The sequence below is a fragment of the Arthrobacter sp. Dra40 genome (assembly GCF_059091905.1).
The window spans coordinates 117,465-138,534 of sequence record NZ_JBNHHB010000004.1 but is presented as its reverse complement, the minus strand read 5'-3'; the positions used below and the strand labels follow the sequence as shown (position 1 = coordinate 138,534).

Here is a 21,070-nt window from a genome sequence, read left to right as displayed (position 1 = left end):
GTATCGATCGGCTGCTGACCAACGGAAAGCAGCGGGCATGATGTAGATCACACTGATCGCACGTGCCGGCCACGTCTCCTTGGAGGGACACATGGAAAACACCACTGAATACCGCAACTCCTCCGTGACCGCCGAGTCCTGGGAATCCCACGTCGAGAACGGCCAGCCGTTCGGGCAGGTCCACTGGCTCCGAGGGGAGGGCGAGGGGGGCCCGATGGCCGGACTGTGGAGGGTCGACGCGGAGGAGGGCGCGGAGCTGCCCTACCGCGTCACCGGCTCCGACACCTTCCACGTCATCGAGGGCGAGGCCGAACTGGAAACCCCCGATGGGAACAAAATCAAGCTCGTCACCGGCGGCATCTACTCGTTCCCTGACGGGTTCACCGCCACCTGGCGGACCCGGGTGCCGTTCAAGAAGTTCTTCGTCATCGGCTAGACGTTCGATGCCTGGCCCACCGGCGCCGACGGGTTCGAGCATTTTCGGCTTCATCGGCGCCGAACCAATCAGTGGGCGCCGGCGATCCACCGGGAACGGTGCCGATCGAGCCAGACCGTGCCCCGGTGTCGCATGCAGGCAAGTGACGCCGGGTCCGGTCACGACCCGGCGCCCTGAGAGCAGGGGCTTATCTTCCGCCCAGCCAGCGGGGGCGCCTGCAGCACGGGTCGAGTTCGGTCCGCGGGTGCACGCAACCGCGGACCGCGCGCCCGATTCGACTTTCACGGCAAGACTTCGGGCTCGCCCCCCCATATCGGCGCGCGGTGTTGAGCTAGCGTGACAAACAGAGGGAGATGCATCGTGGAAGATCGGGTCGGGTCGGCGTCGGCGCTCTGCGTTCTGCTCCTGTGCTTCGACGGGGCCAAGCGGGCCTCTCAGATACGGCGGCCACTGAGCAAGCAGCTCAAGCAACAAGACAGCGCCTTCCTCGATGCGGCCATCATCCGGGTGGACGGGCAAGGGAAGGCGAGGGTCTATGACCCGCAGCGCACGGTGGCGGGTGCCCTGACTGCGGCGCTGACGTGGGGGGTGTTTGGCCTGCTCACCAGCGGGCTAATCGGCCCGATAGGGTGGGCGGTGATCGGTGCCGTCTGCGGCGGGCTCTTTGCCTACTACCGCGAGCAGCCCCTGAGCGGGACACAGTTGGTCCGTATCGGTGAGGGCATGCGTGCGGACTCGTCCGCGATTGTAGTGTTCATAGGATCCGACGCCGACGAGGCGCTCCTGTCCACTACGGCGGCCCATAAGCCGACAACAGCAAGTTTGGTGGCGATCTCGAGAGAGCTGTCCGCCCGCGTGCTGACCGGCGCCGACGGGCCGACTGATGTGGTCGCCGCAACGCCGGACGGGCAGCTGCCTGCAACCGACAAGAGCACCAACAAAAGGACACTGTTGAACATGTTGCTCCCGCGCCAGCCTGGACAGCATACGGTCCGGGAAGCGCTCCCCAAGCTCGCCGCCACCGCCAAGACGCCCGATCCGAGACTTCCGCAGGTCGAGGTAGTGCTCGAGTCCTACGCGCGTGGTGGGCTGCACGTGCACAGCCCGAACTTCGGGGTGGGCTTTAGCGCCAGGAGCTCTCTGGTGAGCTGGGGTGTGTTGGGGCTCATCTTTGGAGCGATCGGTGGCTTCACCGGTGGTGGCGGGGTCTTGGGCTTCCTTGGCGGGGGCCTGGTCACCGGCGTCCTGTGGGGCGCCTTCGGCATACTCGCGGGGGCGCTCTACGGATTGTTCGTGGGAAACGTCCTGTCCGTCCGGCAACTGAAAAAGTTAGATGCGCTTGTTCCCCCGAACAGCTCGCTGGCGTTCTGCTGGGCGGACGGCGATTTCGCCCACGAGGCCTTCGATCGGTGGGCGCCGCCCGGATCGCAGCGGATGGTTGTTCGGTTCAACTCCACCACCTCAAAGGGCATCGTTTTGAGTGCTCAGGACAATTCCCAGGACTCAGTGGTTGTTCGAGGCCAGGGAATTTGTTCGGAAGCGACATGTCGCCGCACCGAAGTTGCATATCTAGGCGGGACTCTGCCCCCACAGGTCTTTCGCTTTCCGGCCGGTTGTGGTTCTATGTGCTCGTGCAGGACAGCGCGCACCGGGGGTAACTGCCAGGGCGACGCCAGAGGAGGCGACATGTCCGCCACCAACCCGAAAACCGCGGGCCGCGCAGGCGGCCACCGATGAACGCGCCGAACGGGGGCGGCACCCAGACGGAGCCGTTCAACGGCAGGCTCGCGCTGTTGCTGGCGATGGCGATGTTCGTGCTCGTCGTCGACACGTCGATCATGAACGTATCGATCTCGGCCGTGGTGAGGGACATCGGCACGACCGTCAGCGGCCTCCAGTCGACGATCGCGCTCGAGGCGCTGGTGTCCGCCGCCTTTATCCTCATCGGTGGCAAGATCGGCGACCTCATCGGGCGCAAGCGTGCCTACGTGATCGGGCTGGTTTGCTATGCCATCGGCGCCGTGGCGATGACACTGGCCCAGACCCTGCTCCCGATCCTCATCTTCTGGGCGATGATCGGCGGTCTGGGCGCCTCACTGCTCCTTCCCGCCATGCAGTCCCTCATCCACGGGAACTTCGAGGGAGCGGCGCAGAAACGTGTCTACGCCTCGGTCGGAGCCTCCGCCGCGATCGCGGCCGCCGTCGGGCCCCTGATCGGCGGGTTCATCACTACGTTCCTCTCCTGGCGCATCGCGTTCCTGCTCGAGGCCGTCATCATCGCGGTCGTGCTGACCGGCATCAAACTGGTTCACGACGTCCCATACCTGGGACCCCGAACGCTGGACGTCGTCGGGTCGTTGCTGTCAATCGTGGGCATGGGTGGAATCGTGCTCGGCATCTTGGTCTGGCAGGAGGGCGGCGAAGCCGTGGGCGCGCTCTTGGCCGTGGGGGCCGTTGGGCTGGGCGGGCTGGTCTACTGGCTTCTTCGGCGCAAGCGCCGCGACAAGCCGACACTGCTGGACCCGGACCTGTTCCACTCGAAAGCCTTCCGGTTTGGTGCCTCGGGGCAAATGCTCCAGCAGATTGCCCTCGGCGGCACCATGATCGTGCTGCCGATCTACCTCCAGATGGTGCTCGGATACAACGCCATGCTGACGGGGTTGTCGATCGCGCCGCTCTCACTCACCATGTTCGCGATCGCCATGCTCGCCGGAAAGAAGTCCGGCACACGGCGCCCGGCCAGCCTTATCAGGTGGGGCTTCCTTCTCCTGATGGTGGGTCTGCTGATGGTCGTGCCGATCGTGCCGCGCGCGGACTTCGGCTGGTGGCTCCTGCTCCCGCTGGTCATCGCGGGAGGCGGGCTGGGGTTGTTGGTGTCGCAGCTGAACAACTACACCTTGGCCCCGATCTCGGACGAGCGGGTCAGTGAGGCCGCCAGCGTGAACTCGGCCGCCGGGTCGTTCGGTTTGTCGTTCGGGCTCGCGTTTGCCGGCGGCGTCATGCTGGCAGCCCTGTCGATCATCTTCACGAGCATGGCGACCTCAAGCACGGTGCTCGCCCCCGACGAACAGCAGCAGGTGGCGCAGGTGCTGGAAGAGGACGCCCAGGTACTGAGCAACACGCAACTCGAGGAACTCCTCACCGGCCAACCGGAGGAGATTCAGGACGAGATCATCCGCATCAACACGGACGCACGACCCATCGCACTTCAGATCGCGCTCTTCATTCCGATACTCGCCGGCCTCGCCGGCCTGGCCAACTCCTTCCGCATGATGAAGCTCCCCGATCCCAAGCCCTCCAGTGCCGGGGAAGGCACGCTCCTGGGCTGAGCCTCCGCGCACAAGGGCGCTGCGACAGCCCGCTCCGGGCACCGCACTCGGATGCGCTGCCCGGTCAGACCGCGCTCAACCTGGCGGTGCACAAGGACGGGGTTTCGGCCTCCTCGCTGCAGAGGCGCTGGCACAACGAATAAGCCGTAGTAGTAAAACAGAATGGCCGCGGAACCACCGGCCACGCTTTCCAGGAGAGACAAAATGAAAAACACCACTGAATACCGGAGCTCCTCCGTGACCGCCGGGTCATGGGAACCGCTCATCGAGGACGGCCGGGAGACCGGACAGGTCCACTGGCTCCGGCGGGAGGGAGAAGGAGGCCCGCCGGCCGGATTGTGGAGGATTAGCCCCGAGGAGGGAGAATTCCCCTACCACGCATCCCACGGCGTCGACACCTTCCACGTCATCGAGGGCGAAGCCGAGCTGGAAACACCCGCCGGGGACAGAATCGAGCTCCTCACCGGGGGCCTCTACTCCTTCCCCGAAGGATTCAAGGCCACCTGGCGGACCCGGTCACCGTTCATGAAGTTCTTCGTGGTGGCCTGACCCCGCCGAACGAGTCCTCGCGTACCTGGATGGTCTGTCATTTCCGCAGACTTCACGGAATGTCCCCAAAAGGGACGGAAAGAATGGAAACCAGAAATGGCCGCCAGCCCAGACGGAAATAAGCGCCAAGCCGCTGTCGAGCGCATCGGCTTCGGCACGCTCATGATCGGGGCTCCCATCCTCATGCTCGGAGCTGCGCTCCTCCACCCACTGCACGGTATCGAGAGCGGCACGGAATACTATGCTGCCTCGCACGACCATCCCACCGAGTTCTACATCTCCCACACGCTGTTCTTCCTGGCAGCGGTCCTCTTCGTGCCCGCAGTCGTCGGGCTGACGCGAATGGTGCACCCCAGCCATCCCAGGGCGGGCTTCTGGGGCTGCATACTTTCGCTCATGGGCTTCGTCGGCTACGGAGCATTGGACGGCATAGACTACATGACCTGGGTAGCAGGGAAGCCGGACACCGGACTGGACCCGGCAACGATGCAAAAATACATCGACGTCACTCTGGCCACCCCGGCCATTCTGGTTCCGGTCATGTTGATCTTCGGCCTGCTCATAGCTGGTCTTATCGTGCTCGGTGTCGGTCTCGCCCGAGCACGCATCCTCCACCCCGTACTCGCCGCGTTGATGCCATTAGGCATGCTGGGCGTGGCAGCCTTTCTCGATTATCGCGTCCCGCTGGTCCTCTCTGCCCTCGCCCTGCTCGCCAGCTTCGGATCTGCCGGCGTGAAGCTCCTGAGGACCCCGGCCGGGATGCTGCCCGAACCGCACCCGGTGTGACAGGAACATGCAAACGGACCGGACCGGCTGTTCGATCGCGTCTCGCAAGGAAGCGGCACCGGCCGACACCGGCTCGGCCCGCCGGGTGTAAACGGGCGGCCAGCTTCGCCTGGTCCCGCAGCATTAGGTCGTACCACGAACGTCTTCAGGCCCGCTTTCACATCCAGGTGCGGACGTTCTGCCTGAGCGGAACCATCTGAGCCCGTTCCACTCGATCGAATAGCGTCCTCCGCCTCCCGTGCTCCGTCCTCACCGCGACCGGACAGCAGCACCAGTTGCTGCACTCCTGCCTTAACTGCCGCCGTGGAGAAATCGGCGATCAGTTCGGTCACTCCCGGGAAAGCCAGATCAGGGCTGTAGCACAAGTACGCTGCCCGCACCCCGTCTAGGGCGGCCGGACAAGTGCCCGAGTCGTGCCAGTCAAAGGGCTCAAGGGCACGCCGTGAGCCGATGCGCACCGGCCACTGCCCCGGTCCCCGGAGCAGCTCCGGTCCGAGCTACTTACGGCCAGTGCAAGCGCTGAGGCAAGTCGACTCGGTCGACGCGCGCTCGTCGTAGCAGGGGCATCTCTCTTCGTGGCTGCGGTCACGATGCTTGTTGCCAATACCGGAGGCCGCACCTTGTGGTCTGAACTTGTTGCCGCCGTCGTCGGCTGGTTCTAAACGCACCTTCAAGGAGCGATTCGCGAGAATCTCGTTGGGCGCGACATGCGACTAAGAGGTACGGCTCCTCGTTTCTTCTTTTCCCGATAGAGGCCCTGCGCCAAGCGTGGGTGAAACCGATTCGGAGGTCTTGACCTATGAGTCGACTCCAAGGTTTACCCTGAATCCATGATTGACATGCAGGTACGGACGGGGCTCAGGGTTGGGGAACTGGCCCGGCTCTGCGGGATGAGTCCGGATGCGGTTCGCTACTACGAGCGGTCTGGCCTGCTGCCCGCCCCGGAGCGTTCTCCGGCGGGATACCGTCTATACCCGTCCAGCACCATTGAGCGGGTGAGGTTTATCCAGGGGTGCCAGCGGCTGGGTCTACGGCTGAATGAAATCGGAGACCTGCTGCAGGTCCGCGATACGGGCGAATGCCCGTGTGAGCCGGCGGGCGTTTTGCTCCGACGACGAATTGAGGAGCTGGATAGGGAAATCGCCCGGCTCAATGCCCTACGTGCGGATCTGAAGGCTATGGTCACCCGCCTGCCGGACGATGATTGCCCCGACCCGCTGCCGGGCACATGGTGTCCGCCGGAGAACCAAGGAGGTGACTCATGACCCTTGAACCCAAGACATGTCCTTGCTGCGACGACCCGACCTGCGACGGAAGCTGTTGCACTAACTGCTGCTAGCGGCGGTCCATCAGCCACAGCCACGAAGGGGCACCCGGCAGGGTGCCCCTTCGTATGTACGGATGAGATCTCAATCCGCAACGCTGTCCTTCGATGGCCAAAGCCAGAGGCACGTAGTGTGAGATTTAGATCTAGTTGGAAGAACTTCCAACTACGAATCAGCGGAATCCCGCGGGGCGATTCTCCGCTGAATCGCGTCGCGCAGGCCCGTCTAACTGGAAGTTTGTGGCGTAAGTCCATGGGTTTTCGCTGGCAAGTCTCATGTTCTACTTCTCCAACCAATTATCTGGCGCTTCAGTCCGGCACCGCTTTTGGCGTCATGCACAGGCAGGAGTGCGCCGACAGCTATCTTCCGGGCTGGCCGACTGGTGAGGGGTGGCACCGTCGTTTTTCTTCCCTAGCGCTGCCATCGAGGCAGTGCATCGGCCATCACGGTGAATCTCCTAGTCTGCAAGGTCACGAATCCTTTGACTGCCGGGTCGTCACTTAAGCGGGCTTGCTGATGCTGGCCGGTGGCTCGAAGACCAAGCTCCAGGCCAAGGATGCTGAAGTCGTCCTCGCATGCGCGACTTCTATCTTTCAACCTCGCCGTCTGGCGCACTAGTTGCGGGGCCCGCTCTTAGACAGCGCCCCGGCATCCTCAAGCCGGCGCGGCGCCGGCACCCAGCGGAGGAACAGGCTCACTCATCCTCCCCAAGCTGCGGGCCCGTTCCCTCGCCTTTCGCTCCCGTGGTCAAAATTTTTTTGGATGCTTGGGAGCACTCATCCCCGGGTGTTGCACGGCGTGGACACTTCCTTCGGACGCAACTCGGGACGATACCGCAGATACCGCAGCGGGTGGCTGAAGGACTGGCCGGACAAGGCCATATCAGCAGAGACTTCGACGACCAGGGGCTGCAAGGGTCAGCACTGTGGCGTCTTGTGCGGGGCTGAACTTATGTGGACTTGATTCGTTCGGGACAGGGGTGAGGCTGTCCGGGAGATATGACAGGGAGGGGCGGCAGGCTCCCGGTTTGTTCCTATTCGGAGGCGCCGCGTCCGAAGGTAGACAGCAGCTCGTCGCAGGCTTTTTCACAGCGGCGGCAGGCTTCTGCGCAGACCTTGCAGTGTTCGTGCATCTGGGCGTGCTGTTCGCATTCGTCGGCGCAGGCCTTGCAGACTGCCCGACAGGCCTCCAGGACGGCTTTGGTGATGTTCGCGTCGGAGCCGGTGTGTCGGGAGAGAATGTTGCCGGTTGTGGCGCAGATGTCGGCGCAGTCCAGGTTGGTGCGGATGCACTTGGTCAGTTTGGCGACCATGTCTTCGGAGAGGCAGGCGTCGGCGCAGGCCGTGCAGGTCTGGGCGCATTCGAAACAGGCGGCTATGCACTCCGCAAGTTTCTGACGGTCCACTCCGCCCATGTCCTTCGGGTAGGTCTCGAGCATTGAGCTGATGTGCGTCATGATCCTGCTCCTGTTCGTCGAGGTGCAGGCCGACGGGTGCCGGCCGCCACTTCACCGGAACACGCAAGCGAGCCTCCGACGGGAAAAGACTCCATTTATGCAACCCGGATGAGCCTTGGTCGCCGCGGGCTGCCAATGCGAAGGGAAGACCACAGGCGGACACTCTTTCAGGACCAGAAGTGTTTTCCGCGAACGCTCACCGAACCGTCTTTCAGCATTGCAACGGCCTCGACCTCTTGAACTAGACGTCGGGGCTGTGGCAGATCAATCTTCGAGAGCGGGTCGTCGTTCGGATGGTGGTATATCCACCTGGCCGCGGAATCGGCGACGGCCAAGTTAATATGACTTGCCCAAAACGGCTCAACCACCCGGTCGAACGGCCTCCCGGACTGCATAAAGGCTATGGCCGTCCACCGGTCCAGCGGAACAAAAATGGCACGCGCGTTGGCGACGCCCACGGATCGAGGTCGGTCCGACTCCGGCTCCCACAGGCCCGCGGCCGCGTCGCTCGTGAGCAGGGATGGATCTGTGAACCGGAGAATTCTCGGTGTCCGCTGGAACAGTTCGGGGATGAACATCTCTATGGCAATCCGCATAGTTTGCTGGATCAGATGTGTATCTGACGGCACCAACGAGTAATTGCCCTGAAGAACTTCGTCATAGAGCCGCTGGACACTCTCGTCATCGGCGGCGAGGCCCGTGTTTTCCAGATGCCTTCTTACGCGTGTGCGTGTGAGCCCTGAGGCGAGCATATCCTTGGCCGTTACGTTGGCGAGATGAATGTAATCGCGGCGGAACCCAGGGACCCGAGAAAGCTGCAATGCGACCAACCGGACGAGACGGTAATGAGCTTCGACGTCGAAAGTAAATCTTCCATTGCGGATGGCTTGGACATCGGCAGCGGCGGCCGCTTCAATCTCCGCCAAGCTTGCTTCGATTGCTTCCGGGTTATGGCCATCACGCGCTTCAGGTAGCACGTCCTCGGTCGGTATGGCGTAGAAACTGTTCTGCGCCGCTGCCTTACGGACGCCGGACAGTTGGCTAACCTCCCCGTCAGCCCGGGAGACCATCCGCAGCAGGTTCCCCTCATCCGAGAAGCCCCGGAGAAGAAAATGGGGAACGTAATGGTGCCGCGGCATGCATCTAGATTACTGCCGCGCACACCCCACGTTGGTCATGAGGTTTGCCAGGCGTCAGGCCAGTTCACTAGTGCAACTTAGGGAAGCCCTCTCTAGTGCCTCGCAGGCAAGACCGAAGGCGAAAACTTCACTTGCGGGGGCCGCGCTTCCAGTCCGATAATCCCGACGCAAAAGAGCCTGTAACAAGCAAAGCGCGGGTCAGGAGGGTTACCGTTTCGGCGTTCTCAGGTGACACCCACCGGAAACTCATCGGATTCAGGGCTACATCAACTTCCGGATTGTATCCAGCGCTTCCTCCTGTGGGCGGTGCCAGGCGGCGAGTTCTATCCGCTTCAAAGGGCGGTTGTAGCGTTCGGGCCGAGGCGGTGGCGCGAATCCGAGATACGGCACATAGCCTTCGAACTGGTCGGCCGTCACGTCGACGGCCAGTCCTCGACTTTCCAGCCAATCATGGCCGCCCGACCCATCCCCGGCCTCAGCGTTCACGAGGTGCCAGTCGGCATCCGGTTCCAGCTCCGCAAGGAGGTGACCGAGGGCGAATGACGCCCACGTGCATGAGCTTGAGGGAAAGTTCCGGAACCCGGCGTGCCGCTCTCGAGTCAAAGAATCGGCGGCTGCCTTTCGGAATCGAACCATCAGGTATTGGATGCGGGCGATGCGTTCGGTGTCCATCAGGCGGCACCCGGCATTCCCAGCAGAGCCTCACCGGACGTGACGAGCGCTTGAAGCTCCGTAACCAGCTTGTTGAGCCCATCTCTCAGGTCGACGCGTTCGGCTGTGGCGTCGAAGATTGCCTGCCGGGCAGTCTCAACGAGAGGCTCGAACTCGGTCAGCGCCATCGTCGCCGCACGGTCGCCGATGCGATCGAGTTCGGCATCCAGGGCCCGGCGCTGGCGGTCACGTTCTGATGCGCTCGCCCGGCTCCTGACGAACTGTTCGACGATGGACGACATCTCGACGACCAGTGGGACGACGGCCGTGGCGACCGTGACTCGCTTGCTCATCTTCATCGCTGATGACGCGCTGGTCTCTGCAGGCTCCTTCAGCCTCGACAGATTCTCGTATTCGGTAAGGGCTTTGAGCGCCGCCTCCGACACGCGTTTGACGGCTGGCGAGACGACCTCGGTCGTCTCTTTGGCGGATGGCGGGCGGTTGGCTTCGAGGCGGATCGATTCCCCGAGTTCTTCGAGCTTCCTCCAGGACGGTCGCTGCCGTTCCAGTGCGATTGTGTTGTCGACGTTGCGCAGAAGCTTCTCGACGTTGCGCTCCTGGTTGCCGTACCAGAAGTCGATGGTCTCCTTTAGTAACTTCTGGATGGCGTTTGCATCGCGCTGGTTGTCGACGGTTTGCCCGATGGCCTCCAAGATCCGGCCGCGTAGTTCGGCATCAGCGGAGCTATGGAGCGTTTTCAGCTGTGCCACCCACGATTGACGCAGTTGTAGTCCTTCATCCGAGAAGTGTTCGTGATCGAGATACTTCGCCAGCTCAGCACGCAGGCCATCCAGTGAGTTGGCGACTAACTGTCGCCAGAAGCGCTGCGCCGCAGATGCTCTTAGCGACGAGCCGTCACGGGATCCGAGGTTGGTGAGCGCCTCACGTAGTTCGGCAATGCCGTCCCAGCCCCGAAATTCATCCCACAGCTGCGGATCCGGGTTGCGCTCCGACCCGGCCATCTGCGCGAAGTCCTGCGATACGACGAACACGGGAACGGCGTCGTCCAGTTCCAGTGCGCGGCGAAGCTCGTCGGTCTTTCTCCGCGCCAGTTTCCGGTATCCGTCCTCGTCGGATTCTGGGTCGATGCCCGCCTCGTCGAACCGGGAGATGACGAACCACAGTGAACCTGGCGCCCAGTCGCGTCGGACCAGTGCCTGTAGCGCGGGAAACTCGGCGGTGGCGAGCTGAGGGGTGACGGTGACGATAGCGACGTCGGTCAGCTCGACCGCGGTATTGGCCTGTCGGGTGTTCATGTCGGCGCGGGCGTCTTCAGCCCCGGTCACGAAGCCCGGGGTGTCGCGGAGCAGGCACCCCGCTGCCCGAACTTCGTTGACTTCGAAGGTCTCATGGCGTGCGCTGATGGTTAGCCAGTCCGGCACCTCGACTCCGGAGTCGACGAGCAAGCGTCGCAGCAGGGAGCTCTTGCCCGTGTCGTACGCGCCGTAGACCGTGACGACGGGGTCGCTGTTGCTCGCGAACTGTTGCCATTGCTCGTCGGCTTCGAGCCCTAGTTGCCCGCCTGGGATGGCATCGAGCCAGGACTTGGCTTCGGTGAGGTCAATGGGGCTCACAGCTACACAGTTTCCTTCCGTAGGTCATCTGAGGCATCCAGGAGTGATTCAATCGCTACAAGTCGTCGTTCAGTGCGAGCCAACTGGTACCGCGCCAGGACCTGTTGGTTCTGGCGGTCGTCACGTATTGCGCTGATCTCGGTACGTTGTTCCTCGAGGTAGGCGACGGGAGCGTCGTCACCGCGCAAGAACTCCGCAACTAGTTCGGCGCTTTTCTGTTCCACGGAGTCGACGGCGGCGGTGATGGTTTCGTCCCAGGTCGATCGTTTCCGCTCGGCCCGGACCCAGCTGAGGGCGTCCCATACTGTCGCGGCGGCTTGGAGCAGCACCCCAGCTCGCGCCACCACCCGTCCTGCCTTGACGGCGCCCCAGGGCTTGAACTTTATGTGGAAAATCTTCTTCCCGATCGTATAAACGGCATCTCGAGTGCCTAGCGCTGACACGAGCTTCTGCACCGAGGTGATGACGAATCCACCGGCCCCGGTGATGTCTGCGGCAGTGTCCCTCGGTGCTTTCTCGTTCTCCGCTATGGGTGTGCCCAGTTTCTGGTTGAATTTCATGGCGGCAAGCTCGCGGTTGATCGCGGACTCGTGTGTCACTTTCCACTCGTCGATCTCATCGGCCGTGGTCGCCATAAACTCCTTGATCTCAGCGTGAAGATCGGGGTTGTTCCACGAGGCCATGGCCCTGGCCAGCCCGTTACCATCGCCGCGGGCGAGCTCCCGCATTTTCCTGATGGCTTCGGTCGTGTGCCGCGCCACCGTCTCGGACAGGGTGTGCTCCAACGTCGCCGACAAGTGCTGACCCTCCTCAAGACACTCGCCTAGCGCCCGGATCAAGTCGTCGTGCTTGCCGACTGCCATGCGGTTCGCCTCGCATTCGGCGCGGGCCTCCGTGCGCAATTGCAGCAACTCCGCCATCGCATGGTCCAATGCCGCCAGGGCATTCGCCTGCGCGATGTCCTCTGGCGACAACGAAAGCAGCGTCTCGAGGAAGGCATCGACGCCGTCCCATTCGCGATTGGCGTCGTAGTCGGCGCGGGTGGCCGGCAGATGCCCTCCGACGGCGGAAAACGGATCCGCCGCGATACCGTGAATGTGGTGCGTGTCGATGTCGATCCCCCGCGACGCCAGCGCGGCCTGCAGCTCGGCCGCCTTACGGTCGAGTCGGTTGAAGTACTCGTCGACCCCGTGGACCGGATCGACACCAAGTTCGTCGCAGCGGTTAATGAGGAACAACACTCGCGGCCCCTTGCCCGGCGCCGCCTCTGTGCCCTTGACGATACCCTCGAGGCGGGCCGTGTCACCGATCAATAGGTTCACCTGGAGCACCACAACGACGAGTGCTGCGTTCGTGATGGCGGACACCGCCTTGTCGTCATGTCCGCCGCGCCCGCTCTGAAATCCAGGAGTATCCGCGACGTCGACGCTGCCTAACTCGTACACGTGCACGTTGTCGGTAGTTGGGTCGGCACGGATGTGGAGCGTTTCCGGGACGTCGTCGTCCATTTCCACGAGCAGTCGCTTGATGAAGGACGACTTTCCCGAGCTGAAGTCGCCTGCGACGACGACGGAAGGTCGTGCGCCACGGGGCGGGGTCGCGGCCACGAGCGCAGACTGGAAGGCCCCATCGCGCTTCGCGGCGTCGGCGAGCAGCTGCAGCCAGTCTGCGATGCGGGAGATATCAGGGCGGGCCAACGCGTTGGTGAGCGCGCGGCGCAACCCGTTGACATCCGCGTCATGGCGGGACCGGCACGCCTCTGTGAACGCCTTACGGTCCTCGGCATTGGTATTGCTCTGTGTAATTGCGGCGTCGAACCAGTCCTCGCCCAACAGAACTCGCCGGATGCCGCGGCGATCGCGGCTGTCGGCAGAGTTGTCGCTCAACAGCGCCTGTTGGGCGCTTTCGAGGATGTTGACGCTGGGTGTCGTGGCAATCTTCGCTGCCTTCTCGCCGTGTTCTTTGGCGATGGACGTGATCTGTTGGCGGAGACGCGCCAACGTCACCGCCTCGCGCAACAGCGACTTCACGCTGGGCGCGGCTTCCGTCCATGCCACCGAACGCGCGTCGGCGGCGAATTCCTTCTCGATTCGGTCGAAGGTAGTGCGTATCGCGGTGCGGCCGGCATCGGTAGCCTTGGACCGTGCTTCGGCACGCTGCTTTTCGGCTGACTCTCCCTGCCGGCCCCCAACTGAGCCGAGCACCGACGACGTGATGCCGATGCCGGCCACCACGATGCCGCCTGCCCACCCAATGGGATTCCAGGCGTTCAAGAGGGCGACCCCCCCGATGGTCGCCGTGACTCCGGTCAACAACCCAGTGGCCCTGAACGTGGCTTCGAAGGCTCGAGAGCCCGACCCTGCCGCGCCCCTGAGGCTGGCGGACTCGCGTTCCGCCGAGAAAGCGCGATGCCGCAATTCGGCCGCGGCCATGGACAATCCCCGTTCGAGGAATTGCGTGGATTCCGTCCATGCGTGTTCGAGCGCCGCCGCTATCTCCGGCTCGTCGAACACCCTGCTGACGAAGGTGTCCTTGTCGATGTCCTTGCGCTCTTCGAAGGCCTCGCGTTCCAGGCGCTTAAACCGTTTCTGCGCTTCGCCGCGCGGTTTCGAGAGGTGCGGCTTCAGCAGGGTCCGCAGGTACCGGCCGAAGGTGCCCTCGGCCGGGGACAGATACGGGACGCCGCGAGCGGTCTCGGCGATTGTGAGCAGGTCACCTCCCCACTCGTCGTCATGAAGGTGGGCGGCACGTTCGTCGGGTTCGAGGTAGCCGAGCACTTCGAGATGTCGCGAGATGGCCCTGTCGACCTCATTGAACCGCTCGCTGAGCCGCCGGTCGAGCGCTTTGAGCCTGGTCACCTCGTCGTGCAGGATCGCGCGTATGCCCTCCCGCAATGATGTGAGCCGCAGCTGCGCCCCGCCGGCCGCGATCCCGGAAGTCAGGAGTGCTTCCAGCGTGCCGAAATTCGACCAGCGCGCCAGGTAGTCGATCCCGTACTGTTCGCGTTCGTTGAGGAAGTACGGCTCGGCGTCGGCGGGGCCGCGGTAAGGAGTGCTGGCCCGGGCGAACATTGCTCGCATGCTGTGGATGGCGACCACCGGGGTACCGGAGAGTCCAATGTTGGCCAACTCGGTGCGAATGTTGTCGCTGTGCTGACGGACCGGTTCCGAAATATTCTGCCGGGCAGTCTGGTGGGGCACCTTGGACGGATGCCGCCAGCGCGGGTTTCGGACGTTGAGCACAGCGACGGTCGGCTTGCCGTAGTGACGAACCCACTCGGCGACCTTCGAGAACTCGCTGGCCTGCTGGCTCTGAGTGTCGAAGCACAGCAGCACCACGTCTGCGATCTCGACGGCGCGGCGCGCGGTGGCCTCGAGTTCTTCGCGGCTCTTCCGGCCGCCCCAGCCGTTGATACCTGGCGTGTCGTACAGGCGGCACCCGCGCCAGTCGACCGAGTGCACTTCCGTCGTCCAGTCGCTTTCGCCCGGCGAGACGTCGCTTCCGTCCAGTTGCCCGAAGGCCGATAGCAACGTGCTCTTGCCCGCGCCGGTGCGGCCGAAGAAGGCGACGTTGAACGTCGACAAGACGTCGCGTTGTTGGGACAGGTGAGCGCGGGCCTTCTCGGCGAAGGCGTCCGTTGCGCCGGCTACCTCCTGGAGCAGGGCTCCGAGTCCATCCGCGGTGGGCAGCGAAATTGCATAAGAGCCGATCGCGGCTTCCCCCAACTCGTCGAGTTGGGCCAGTTCCTCGCGCCCAGCAGCGAGTGCGCTTGCGACGGCCCGGTCGAAGTCAGTGGCCTCGCGGCTCTCTTGCAATTCATCCCCCACATTCAGCACGCTCACCTCACCGCGAACACTATCCGACCACTCAGACCATCGACAGCTATTACCGGCGTTCCGGAGCGTCGGGCGGCTCCCGCGATTGCCTGCTCGCATAAGCTGCCACCGCCGCAAGGGCGCACCATCGTCGAACCGGCCGATCCGATGCTCACAGACTTCTCATGCAGCACGAGCCTGAGGAGATCGCTGCCACTCCGGCACGCTGTTTCGCCGTGATTTAGCTGACCAGTGTCACATCTAACCTAAAATTCGGGCGCTCGGACGCCAGTCCGTACTTTCCCAATCCCAGCGACGGCAGACGCGATCAAACCTTAGACTTGCCTCCCTGAGGTCGATCATGGCCAACTGGGTCGACCCACCATTGTCGATGACCAAAGCCGCCCAATAGGGATTAGTCGAGGTGTGCATGGTGGACATCTCGTTGTTGGTCAAGATCAATGGTTCCCCAACACGCTGCAGCGCTTTAACCTCCACCATTACCGGCTGGCCCTTGGCATCAGTACCGACAAGATCGTAACCGAGATTTTGAGTGCTTACATCCGACAGTTGCCAGCCCTGGGCATTGAGGAATTCCATGACAGACAGTTCGACAGCACGCCATTTCCGGAGAACTTGTTGAATGGACAAATTACTGACACTCGTCTGCATGCTCAGACTGTTTGTCAGTTGGAATGCATCTGGCTTCTGTTCCTTTGGCTGAGCTTTTGGCTCTCCTCCGAACAAAGCTTGTTCTGCTGGCGTGAGCTTTCGGCCGGTTAGATCGGTCTGGCTCTTAGCGTGAGTGTGAAGGTGTCCGAGGGTGACTGGATTCAGCTTGCTGAGGGTGTCCGTGTGAAACATCTGCAGCAGATCAATATCGTTCAGTTTGAAGACCGATTTCAGAGCACGCACTTGGGTCCGATTGTCCGCAGTGGCCAACGCCGTAGGCAGGTTGCGGATCCCCAATAGGCCGGTGTCGCCATACGTAAGTTGGACTGACACAGACTGCACATTTTCGGGGACGACGGACTGTGCTGCGGTAATAAGGGCCCGCCAAAAGGTGGCTACGGAATCGTTCGCCTCCCCGATCACATAGGCCCTTGGATCCTCGGCGGTTACCAACAACTGCCACATTGCTTCATGCAGGTGGTCATCGCGGTTGCTCATGACGCCGGCGATAATTCGAGCCGCATCGCGCAACACTTCTACCGTACTGGATTCACCGAGCACAGCGTGACTGCGAGACGGGTCAGTGAGTAAGTCCCCTGAGACTATGACAGGGAGCCCTATCTGGTCGCTGAGAGGAAGAAAGCATGCGAGCCTTCCACGGCTGCCGGTTAGGCTGAGCCCGAGCTCATTCAAGGGGATTGCCACCGTTCCAAATGGACCTTGGCGGATCTCAAACCTGGCTTCGGCCGTGTCGATATGCAATACGGCTGTCGATCCCTCAATTTCACAGCGAACATGGGTGACGGGCAGCCCTTCCCTGAATACTGTGAATTGACGGACGTTCCTCAGAAACAGGAGGGACAGCGGGTCTATATCGAATCGGGTTCGGCAATGCACGAGCCTGAAGGAGACACCGTCCGCGGGCGCCGATGTGGTGATTAAGGTCGGTATGCGAAGCATCGGCACATCCGCGGCACCGTGGGATCCTGCTTCTGCGAGCAACGCCTGAGATTCTCGCTTTGAGAAAGCGAACGCCAGCGAGCCCGAATGTAGATGTACTTCGTCACACACGGCTGCGACCGACTTAAACCCGATGCCACGATAACCGATGGCTTCTCCCCTGGTCTTTGTCGAAGCCGCGCTGCGGCACATGCCCTCCAAGTCGGAAGTTGTTAGGATGCGACCGTTATTGGACCAGGATACTGACCCGTCTGGAAGATGGTTTACCCTGACTTCCGTGGCACCGGCATCGTCAGAGTTCTGCAAAAGCTCGTAGGGAACCCGGTTGAGGTAGGTTTCCGAAAGCAGGGATTCGATCATAGTGATCTCCCTGAAAAGCCCTGGAGCGGCCGTAAATTCCGAAACCAACTGATCCTGCAACTGGCAGGCATAGGAAATAAGGCTTTCAGCCATCGTAGCGCCCACGTTCGCACCGAACAACCAAGCGGGTGGGCGGGGCAGACAACTCATAGGAGGGAATTGAACCGGCTACTACCCAGCGCGGTTTTATGCGTCGGTTATGTGTATGCTGCAGACTCACATCATGCACGCTCCTGTAAAGGTGAAAACCTTCGCTGTCCATCAACGTTGCCGTCAGGGATTCAAACGGCTTGTGATAGCGAGTTTGGGCAGCATCAGCACAGGGCAGGAAATGTCCACTGAAGTAGTACCCGGCATAGGTTCGGGCCCGTTCGGTTGGATCGTAGAGCAAGGTTCCGGCATGGGCCGTGTCAATCCTAAGCTCACAACCGCATGGTCGAACAGCATCGAGCACTTCGACGTCGAGTGAGTCCAATATTCTTCCTGCCGGCATAAACCGGTCATCGCCCCCGTCAGCCGAATCAACGCATCGCAGGCGAAAGGCCACCGAGCGCGGAGTCACTTGCCTTGATGTGTAGCCCATCGAAATGTGCTCCACTATTTCCACGGTGGATCGTTTCTCGAGGCTGTACAACTGTTCGGGCACCGCCACTGCGGGAACCGGAAATTCCGGATGTTTCACCATCTCGACCATCAGCGCTAAACCCCCAAACTCGAGGGGAGGATCCAGTCTCAGAGCAGGGTCGTAGATCCCTTGGAGGGAAACGTGGAGTTCGGAAAAATGGACACCGCTCCGATACTGCTCTCGCACAAGGCGTGCCTTCGCAGAGTGAATCTCCAAGCCGTATGCCGACATCTCCGGCTCGTCGAACTGAAGAACCACGGGTTCAACTTTTGCTGTCACTCCAGCATCATTCCTTCCCCCAAAGACATTTGATGCATTGCCACTGGTCCCGATCCTACCCAGCGTAACTGCGAACGCAGCCAAGATCCGTTATGTTTTTCCCACCGAGTCAAGACCTGACAGGGCACACCTCAGGTTCAGTGCCAGCCCTGCTCGATGCTAAATGACAAGGTCGTGTAACCACCTTTGTCAAGGGCCTCGTGAACCAACTCCAGCAACTCTTGCTGAGCACAGCGTGCCGTTGAAAGAAAATCAGCAACTTGACCTTCAGACAGCGACGTTTGAGCTCCCAATTCCGTCAAGGCCTGTTGGGCACCTGTAAGCCGTGCCATTTCAGATGCGATTCTCCTCTTCAGGGCATCTGCCCCGATCGCTCCGAGTTTGTATTGAGCAATTGCAGGTCCAATTTTCCCCTTATCGATGCTGGCCATGCCGTCGAGCGTGGAAGGGTGGAAGGTCCCGTACTCTCGGTGCAGCATCTCCTTGTATCCCAGGTAGTGCACTTCGCGGGCGCCATTCTGATCATTCTCACTTACAGCGATAAGGTCGTCGAGCGCCGGCAGGGAAATTGGGTTTTCAGCGGTCATTCGAGATGCTCTCCTGTTATTGTTGCGGTTCATGCCGTCAAAGAACTAGCGATCGTCAAGCGTCCCTCGGGCTAGTTCCTGATGGCCGCAAGCTTGTCCATGGCCAGAGACCTAATCCGCCGAACCTTCGTGGAGTTCTTGAAGAGACTGGCAAGATAACCGTCGTATTCCGCTTCGGCCACTGCAACCATTGCCTGATAGCAATTTTCTGTGACCACATCCAATATCGAAACATCAGGTGACCAAGTCGCTGAGGAGTCGTCCAAGGATGAGCGCTCTAGCCGAGAAAAAACAAGATGGGCAATCACTCGGTTGCCGTGGATTGCATATCCTTTGGCGCGACTGTCAGTCCAAGCCCTCTGAGGGCTCGCGAGGTAGTCATCCACGTGGCGGAGAACCTGGACACGGCGCCAGATCGAAGTTGAAGTGGTCTCGGCATTGAAAAGGGCCTTGTAAGGGGCCCTATACGTGTCAGCGTACAACCGAGAAATTTCACGTTTTGCCTGTGTTGCCAGGTCCACATCTGACGCAGAGCAGGCTAGAGCCACCACGGCTTCGTCAAATGTGCAACCGTCCGTAGGATTCGGGTCCGACTCTCCGCTCCGAACGGCATACTCCAGACGTTCGACAGCAAACTCGTTGCGCAGCCGTTCCTGTTCGGGATCCAAACCGACGAAATCGCGACCACCAATCCGGTTCTGGGTATTGGTGGCTCGCGTGACCCGAGTACCGAAATTGTCGGATGCATCGTTCAAAGAGATGAATCGAACAGTTACACGCACTAACTCCAGAGCGTGAGCCGCAGTTTTGCTCCCCAGTTCTGCGAGAGCACCCACAGTTTGGGCACCGTTAACAACCGATGCTCCCTTGATCGTGAAGGTTCCCACCCGCCGATCGGTACCGCCAGCGAGGTGCTTTTCAAAGGACTTGCAGAGCACCGTGATGCCGTTATTTAGGTACCAGAACTCTTCCGGTGTCTTTAGCGCCGTTTCCTTAATTCCCTTGTTAACCTCAGAATCACCGAGAAAGACTCGGACGTTCTTGGCCAAAAGTTGCTCTCCACTATCGTTCAACCACGCAGCCACGTCAGACCCCTGGGCATGGCCATAGATTGCCTTCGGGGGTCCATCCAAGCTGCCCCAGTCGGACAAAGTGACCGTCAAATCAATGTCGTGAGCTTGGCGCTCATCGATCAACAGTTGATGGATGAGCGTCTGATCGAGGTAGCTAAAGCTGAAAGAGTCGCCGACCGAGTCGTTCTGATCGGCGACGAAGTCGGTCATCGTCCGGGCAACGGCGTCAGCCAGTTCGCCAGAACCCATATGGGCAAAGACGATCTCGATCTTAACTTCAGGATTGAGAAGTAGAAGGGTTTCCAACTCTGCAGCGCGACGGTTGATCTTCGGGCCGAATTTGTCCCAGCGCATGGCTACAAGATCGTTGATACCTTCGCGGAACTTGATCATTTCTGCGAGCTCGGCGCTGCCCCTGCTGTTCTCCGACCACTTGGACTGGACGACAATGAGTCGATCTGCGTCGGGCAGGATTCCCAAGCCATCTATGCCGTTGTCCCCTGGTTCATCGACCACACTCGCTGCCGCCTCCTGAAAAGACAGGTCGGAACGCTTGTGAACGACGAAGGCCGTGAGCGCCCGTGTCAGCGACATCGTCGATTTTTGTTGCGGACCGTGGGAGCCGAGATCGGAAACGTCGAGATGGGGCACGATACTGTCTACCAGCCTGCGTTTCACCTGTTGAATCTGCAGCGTCCCCATGTCTTTGCCTTCCCGGCCCTTAGTTTCATTTGATTTGTAGCTCCTCAGTCACCCGAAGGGCGTCTGAGAAGAAATAAGCTTCGACATCATTGCGGACGCCGACGCGCAGTCGAGGGAGCGATCATAATGGCGCCGGCTAGTTACGACTAGGTCGCAAGTATATTGCAAAAGTCGTAACTAGCCGGTCAATCTACACGGACGGTCGGATAGATGCGCAGGACCGACCACGACGACGACGGACATTGATCTATTTGGAAGTTCTTCCAACAAGGAATCAGCAGGATCCCGGAGGGCACTCATCGGCGCAGTGGGTCAATGCAGCCCGTCTAATTGAAAGTTTGTGGTGTCCGCTGCCTAGCTAGTTCCGAATCGGCCACTGTGCTGATCCGGAGCTCGAGACCAATACAGATTGCCGTGCAGATCTTGGTGATCGCCCCAGGGACACGTATAGAAAAGCGTGTACTTGCCCCGCCGATTTTCGTGGTTTTAGCGATGGGCTTGGAGTCAGGATCAGTCCGGAGAAGTTCCCCCTAATCCTCAAGGGCGCCTAGCAAATGCGCCGGGCAAAGGCGTGACGGTAGACGTGGCAGGCTTGGAAAGCATCGGCCCCAAACCGCCATCACCGCGACTTCGAGGCCCGTTCACAAAATTGTGCACTGTTCGGCTTGGCTTTCTCTGTTGCTTCAGAGCAA

The 21,070-nt window shown here is 61.2% G+C and carries 15 protein-coding genes; 6 read left to right on the top strand and 9 right to left on the bottom strand.

All coding sequences use genetic code 11. The annotated features are described in order from the left end of the window. The first annotated feature begins 91 nt into the window (after positions 1–91). From AC5RWT_RS03770 to AC5RWT_RS03745, 6 genes are all read left to right on the top strand, one after another. A complete protein-coding gene (locus AC5RWT_RS03770; protein ID WP_494079200.1) occupies positions 92–436 on the top strand; it encodes a cupin domain-containing protein in 345 nt (114 codons plus the stop codon). A 360-nt stretch (positions 437–796) separates the two neighbouring features. Continuing rightward, on the top strand, positions 797–2,173 hold the full coding sequence (locus AC5RWT_RS03765; RefSeq protein ID WP_494079199.1) for a hypothetical protein: 1,377 nt from the start codon (positions 797–799) through the stop codon (positions 2,171–2,173). Beyond that, positions 2,170–3,765 (top strand): MFS transporter, encoded by a 1,596-nt coding sequence (locus AC5RWT_RS03760; protein WP_494079198.1) that lies wholly within the window; start codon positions 2,170–2,172, stop codon positions 3,763–3,765. The genes AC5RWT_RS03765 and AC5RWT_RS03760 overlap by 4 nt, the downstream gene beginning before the upstream one ends. A 204-nt stretch (positions 3,766–3,969) precedes the next feature. After that, positions 3,970–4,314 (top strand): cupin domain-containing protein, encoded by a 345-nt coding sequence (locus AC5RWT_RS03755; protein ID WP_494079197.1) that lies wholly within the window; start codon positions 3,970–3,972, stop codon positions 4,312–4,314. Positions 4,315–4,410: 96 nt separating this feature from the next. Then, entirely contained in the window at positions 4,411–5,100 is a 690-nt protein-coding gene (locus AC5RWT_RS03750; protein WP_494079196.1) for a hypothetical protein, read from the top strand. Positions 5,101–5,930: 830 nt separating this feature from the next. After that, positions 5,931–6,365, top strand: coding sequence for a heavy metal-responsive transcriptional regulator (locus tag AC5RWT_RS03745; RefSeq protein ID WP_494079195.1), 435 nt, complete (start codon positions 5,931–5,933; stop codon positions 6,363–6,365). A 1,093-nt stretch (positions 6,366–7,458) separates the two neighbouring features. Here the strand turns inward: AC5RWT_RS03745 and AC5RWT_RS03740 are convergent. The 9 genes from AC5RWT_RS03740 to AC5RWT_RS03700 all read right to left on the bottom strand — a co-directional run bounded on the left by AC5RWT_RS03740 (position 7,459) and on the right by AC5RWT_RS03700 (position 20,378). Continuing rightward, positions 7,459–7,881 (bottom strand): four-helix bundle copper-binding protein, encoded by a 423-nt coding sequence (locus AC5RWT_RS03740; RefSeq protein ID WP_494079194.1) that lies wholly within the window; start codon positions 7,879–7,881, stop codon positions 7,459–7,461. Between the two features lie 167 nt (positions 7,882–8,048). Continuing rightward, positions 8,049–9,020: a DUF4238 domain-containing protein gene (locus tag AC5RWT_RS03735; protein WP_494079193.1), complete on the bottom strand. Its 972-nt coding sequence runs from the start codon at positions 9,018–9,020 to the stop codon at positions 8,049–8,051. Positions 9,021–9,281: 261 nt separating this feature from the next. Next, positions 9,282–9,692 carry a hypothetical protein gene (locus tag AC5RWT_RS03730; RefSeq protein ID WP_494079192.1) on the bottom strand — a complete coding sequence of 137 codons (411 nt, stop codon included), beginning with the start codon at positions 9,690–9,692 and terminating at the stop codon, positions 9,282–9,284. Further along, complete coding sequence (locus tag AC5RWT_RS03725) at positions 9,692–11,305, bottom strand: GTPase domain-containing protein (protein WP_494079191.1); 1,614 nt, start codon at positions 11,303–11,305, stop codon at positions 9,692–9,694. Before AC5RWT_RS03725 ends, AC5RWT_RS03730 begins: the two co-directional genes overlap by 1 nt. A gap of 2 nt (positions 11,306–11,307) precedes the next feature. Next, positions 11,308–15,147, bottom strand: a complete 3,840-nt coding sequence (locus AC5RWT_RS03720) for a GTPase (protein ID WP_494079190.1) — start codon at positions 15,145–15,147, stop codon at positions 11,308–11,310. A 234-nt stretch (positions 15,148–15,381) separates the two neighbouring features. Next, a complete protein-coding gene (locus tag AC5RWT_RS03715; protein ID WP_494079189.1) occupies positions 15,382–17,205 on the bottom strand; it encodes a sacsin N-terminal ATP-binding-like domain-containing protein in 1,824 nt (607 codons plus the stop codon). Then, positions 17,198–18,016 carry a hypothetical protein gene (locus AC5RWT_RS03710; protein ID WP_494079188.1) on the bottom strand — a complete coding sequence of 273 codons (819 nt, stop codon included), beginning with the start codon at positions 18,014–18,016 and terminating at the stop codon, positions 17,198–17,200. Before AC5RWT_RS03710 ends, AC5RWT_RS03715 begins: the two co-directional genes overlap by 8 nt. A 137-nt stretch (positions 18,017–18,153) precedes the next feature. Beyond that, complete coding sequence (locus AC5RWT_RS03705; protein ID WP_494079187.1) at positions 18,154–18,603, bottom strand: hypothetical protein; 450 nt, start codon at positions 18,601–18,603, stop codon at positions 18,154–18,156. 71 nt (positions 18,604–18,674) lie between these two features. Then, positions 18,675–20,378, bottom strand: a complete 1,704-nt coding sequence (locus tag AC5RWT_RS03700) for an AIPR family protein (RefSeq protein ID WP_494079186.1) — start codon at positions 20,376–20,378, stop codon at positions 18,675–18,677. Positions 20,379–21,070: the final 692 nt, after the last annotated feature.

Coding starts and splice junctions, on each gene's coding strand:
- AC5RWT_RS03770 (WP_494079200.1), top strand. CDS start 92: ATGGAAAACACCACTGAATACCGCAACTCCTCCGTGACCGCCGAGTCC.
- AC5RWT_RS03760 (WP_494079198.1), top strand. CDS start 2,170: ATGAACGCGCCGAACGGGGGCGGCACCCAGACGGAGCCGTTCAACGGC.
- AC5RWT_RS03755 (WP_494079197.1), top strand. CDS start 3,970: ATGAAAAACACCACTGAATACCGGAGCTCCTCCGTGACCGCCGGGTCA.
- AC5RWT_RS03750 (WP_494079196.1), top strand. CDS start 4,411: ATGGCCGCCAGCCCAGACGGAAATAAGCGCCAAGCCGCTGTCGAGCGC.
- AC5RWT_RS03745 (WP_494079195.1), top strand. CDS start 5,931: ATGATTGACATGCAGGTACGGACGGGGCTCAGGGTTGGGGAACTGGCC.
- AC5RWT_RS03740 (WP_494079194.1), bottom strand. CDS start 7,881: ATGACGCACATCAGCTCAATGCTCGAGACCTACCCGAAGGACATGGGC.
- AC5RWT_RS03735 (WP_494079193.1), bottom strand. CDS start 9,020: ATGCCGCGGCACCATTACGTTCCCCATTTTCTTCTCCGGGGCTTCTCG.
- AC5RWT_RS03730 (WP_494079192.1), bottom strand. CDS start 9,692: ATGGACACCGAACGCATCGCCCGCATCCAATACCTGATGGTTCGATTC.
- AC5RWT_RS03715 (WP_494079189.1), bottom strand. CDS start 17,205: ATGGCTGAAAGCCTTATTTCCTATGCCTGCCAGTTGCAGGATCAGTTG.
- AC5RWT_RS03705 (WP_494079187.1), bottom strand. CDS start 18,603: ATGACCGCTGAAAACCCAATTTCCCTGCCGGCGCTCGACGACCTTATC.
- AC5RWT_RS03700 (WP_494079186.1), bottom strand. CDS start 20,378: ATGGGGACGCTGCAGATTCAACAGGTGAAACGCAGGCTGGTAGACAGT.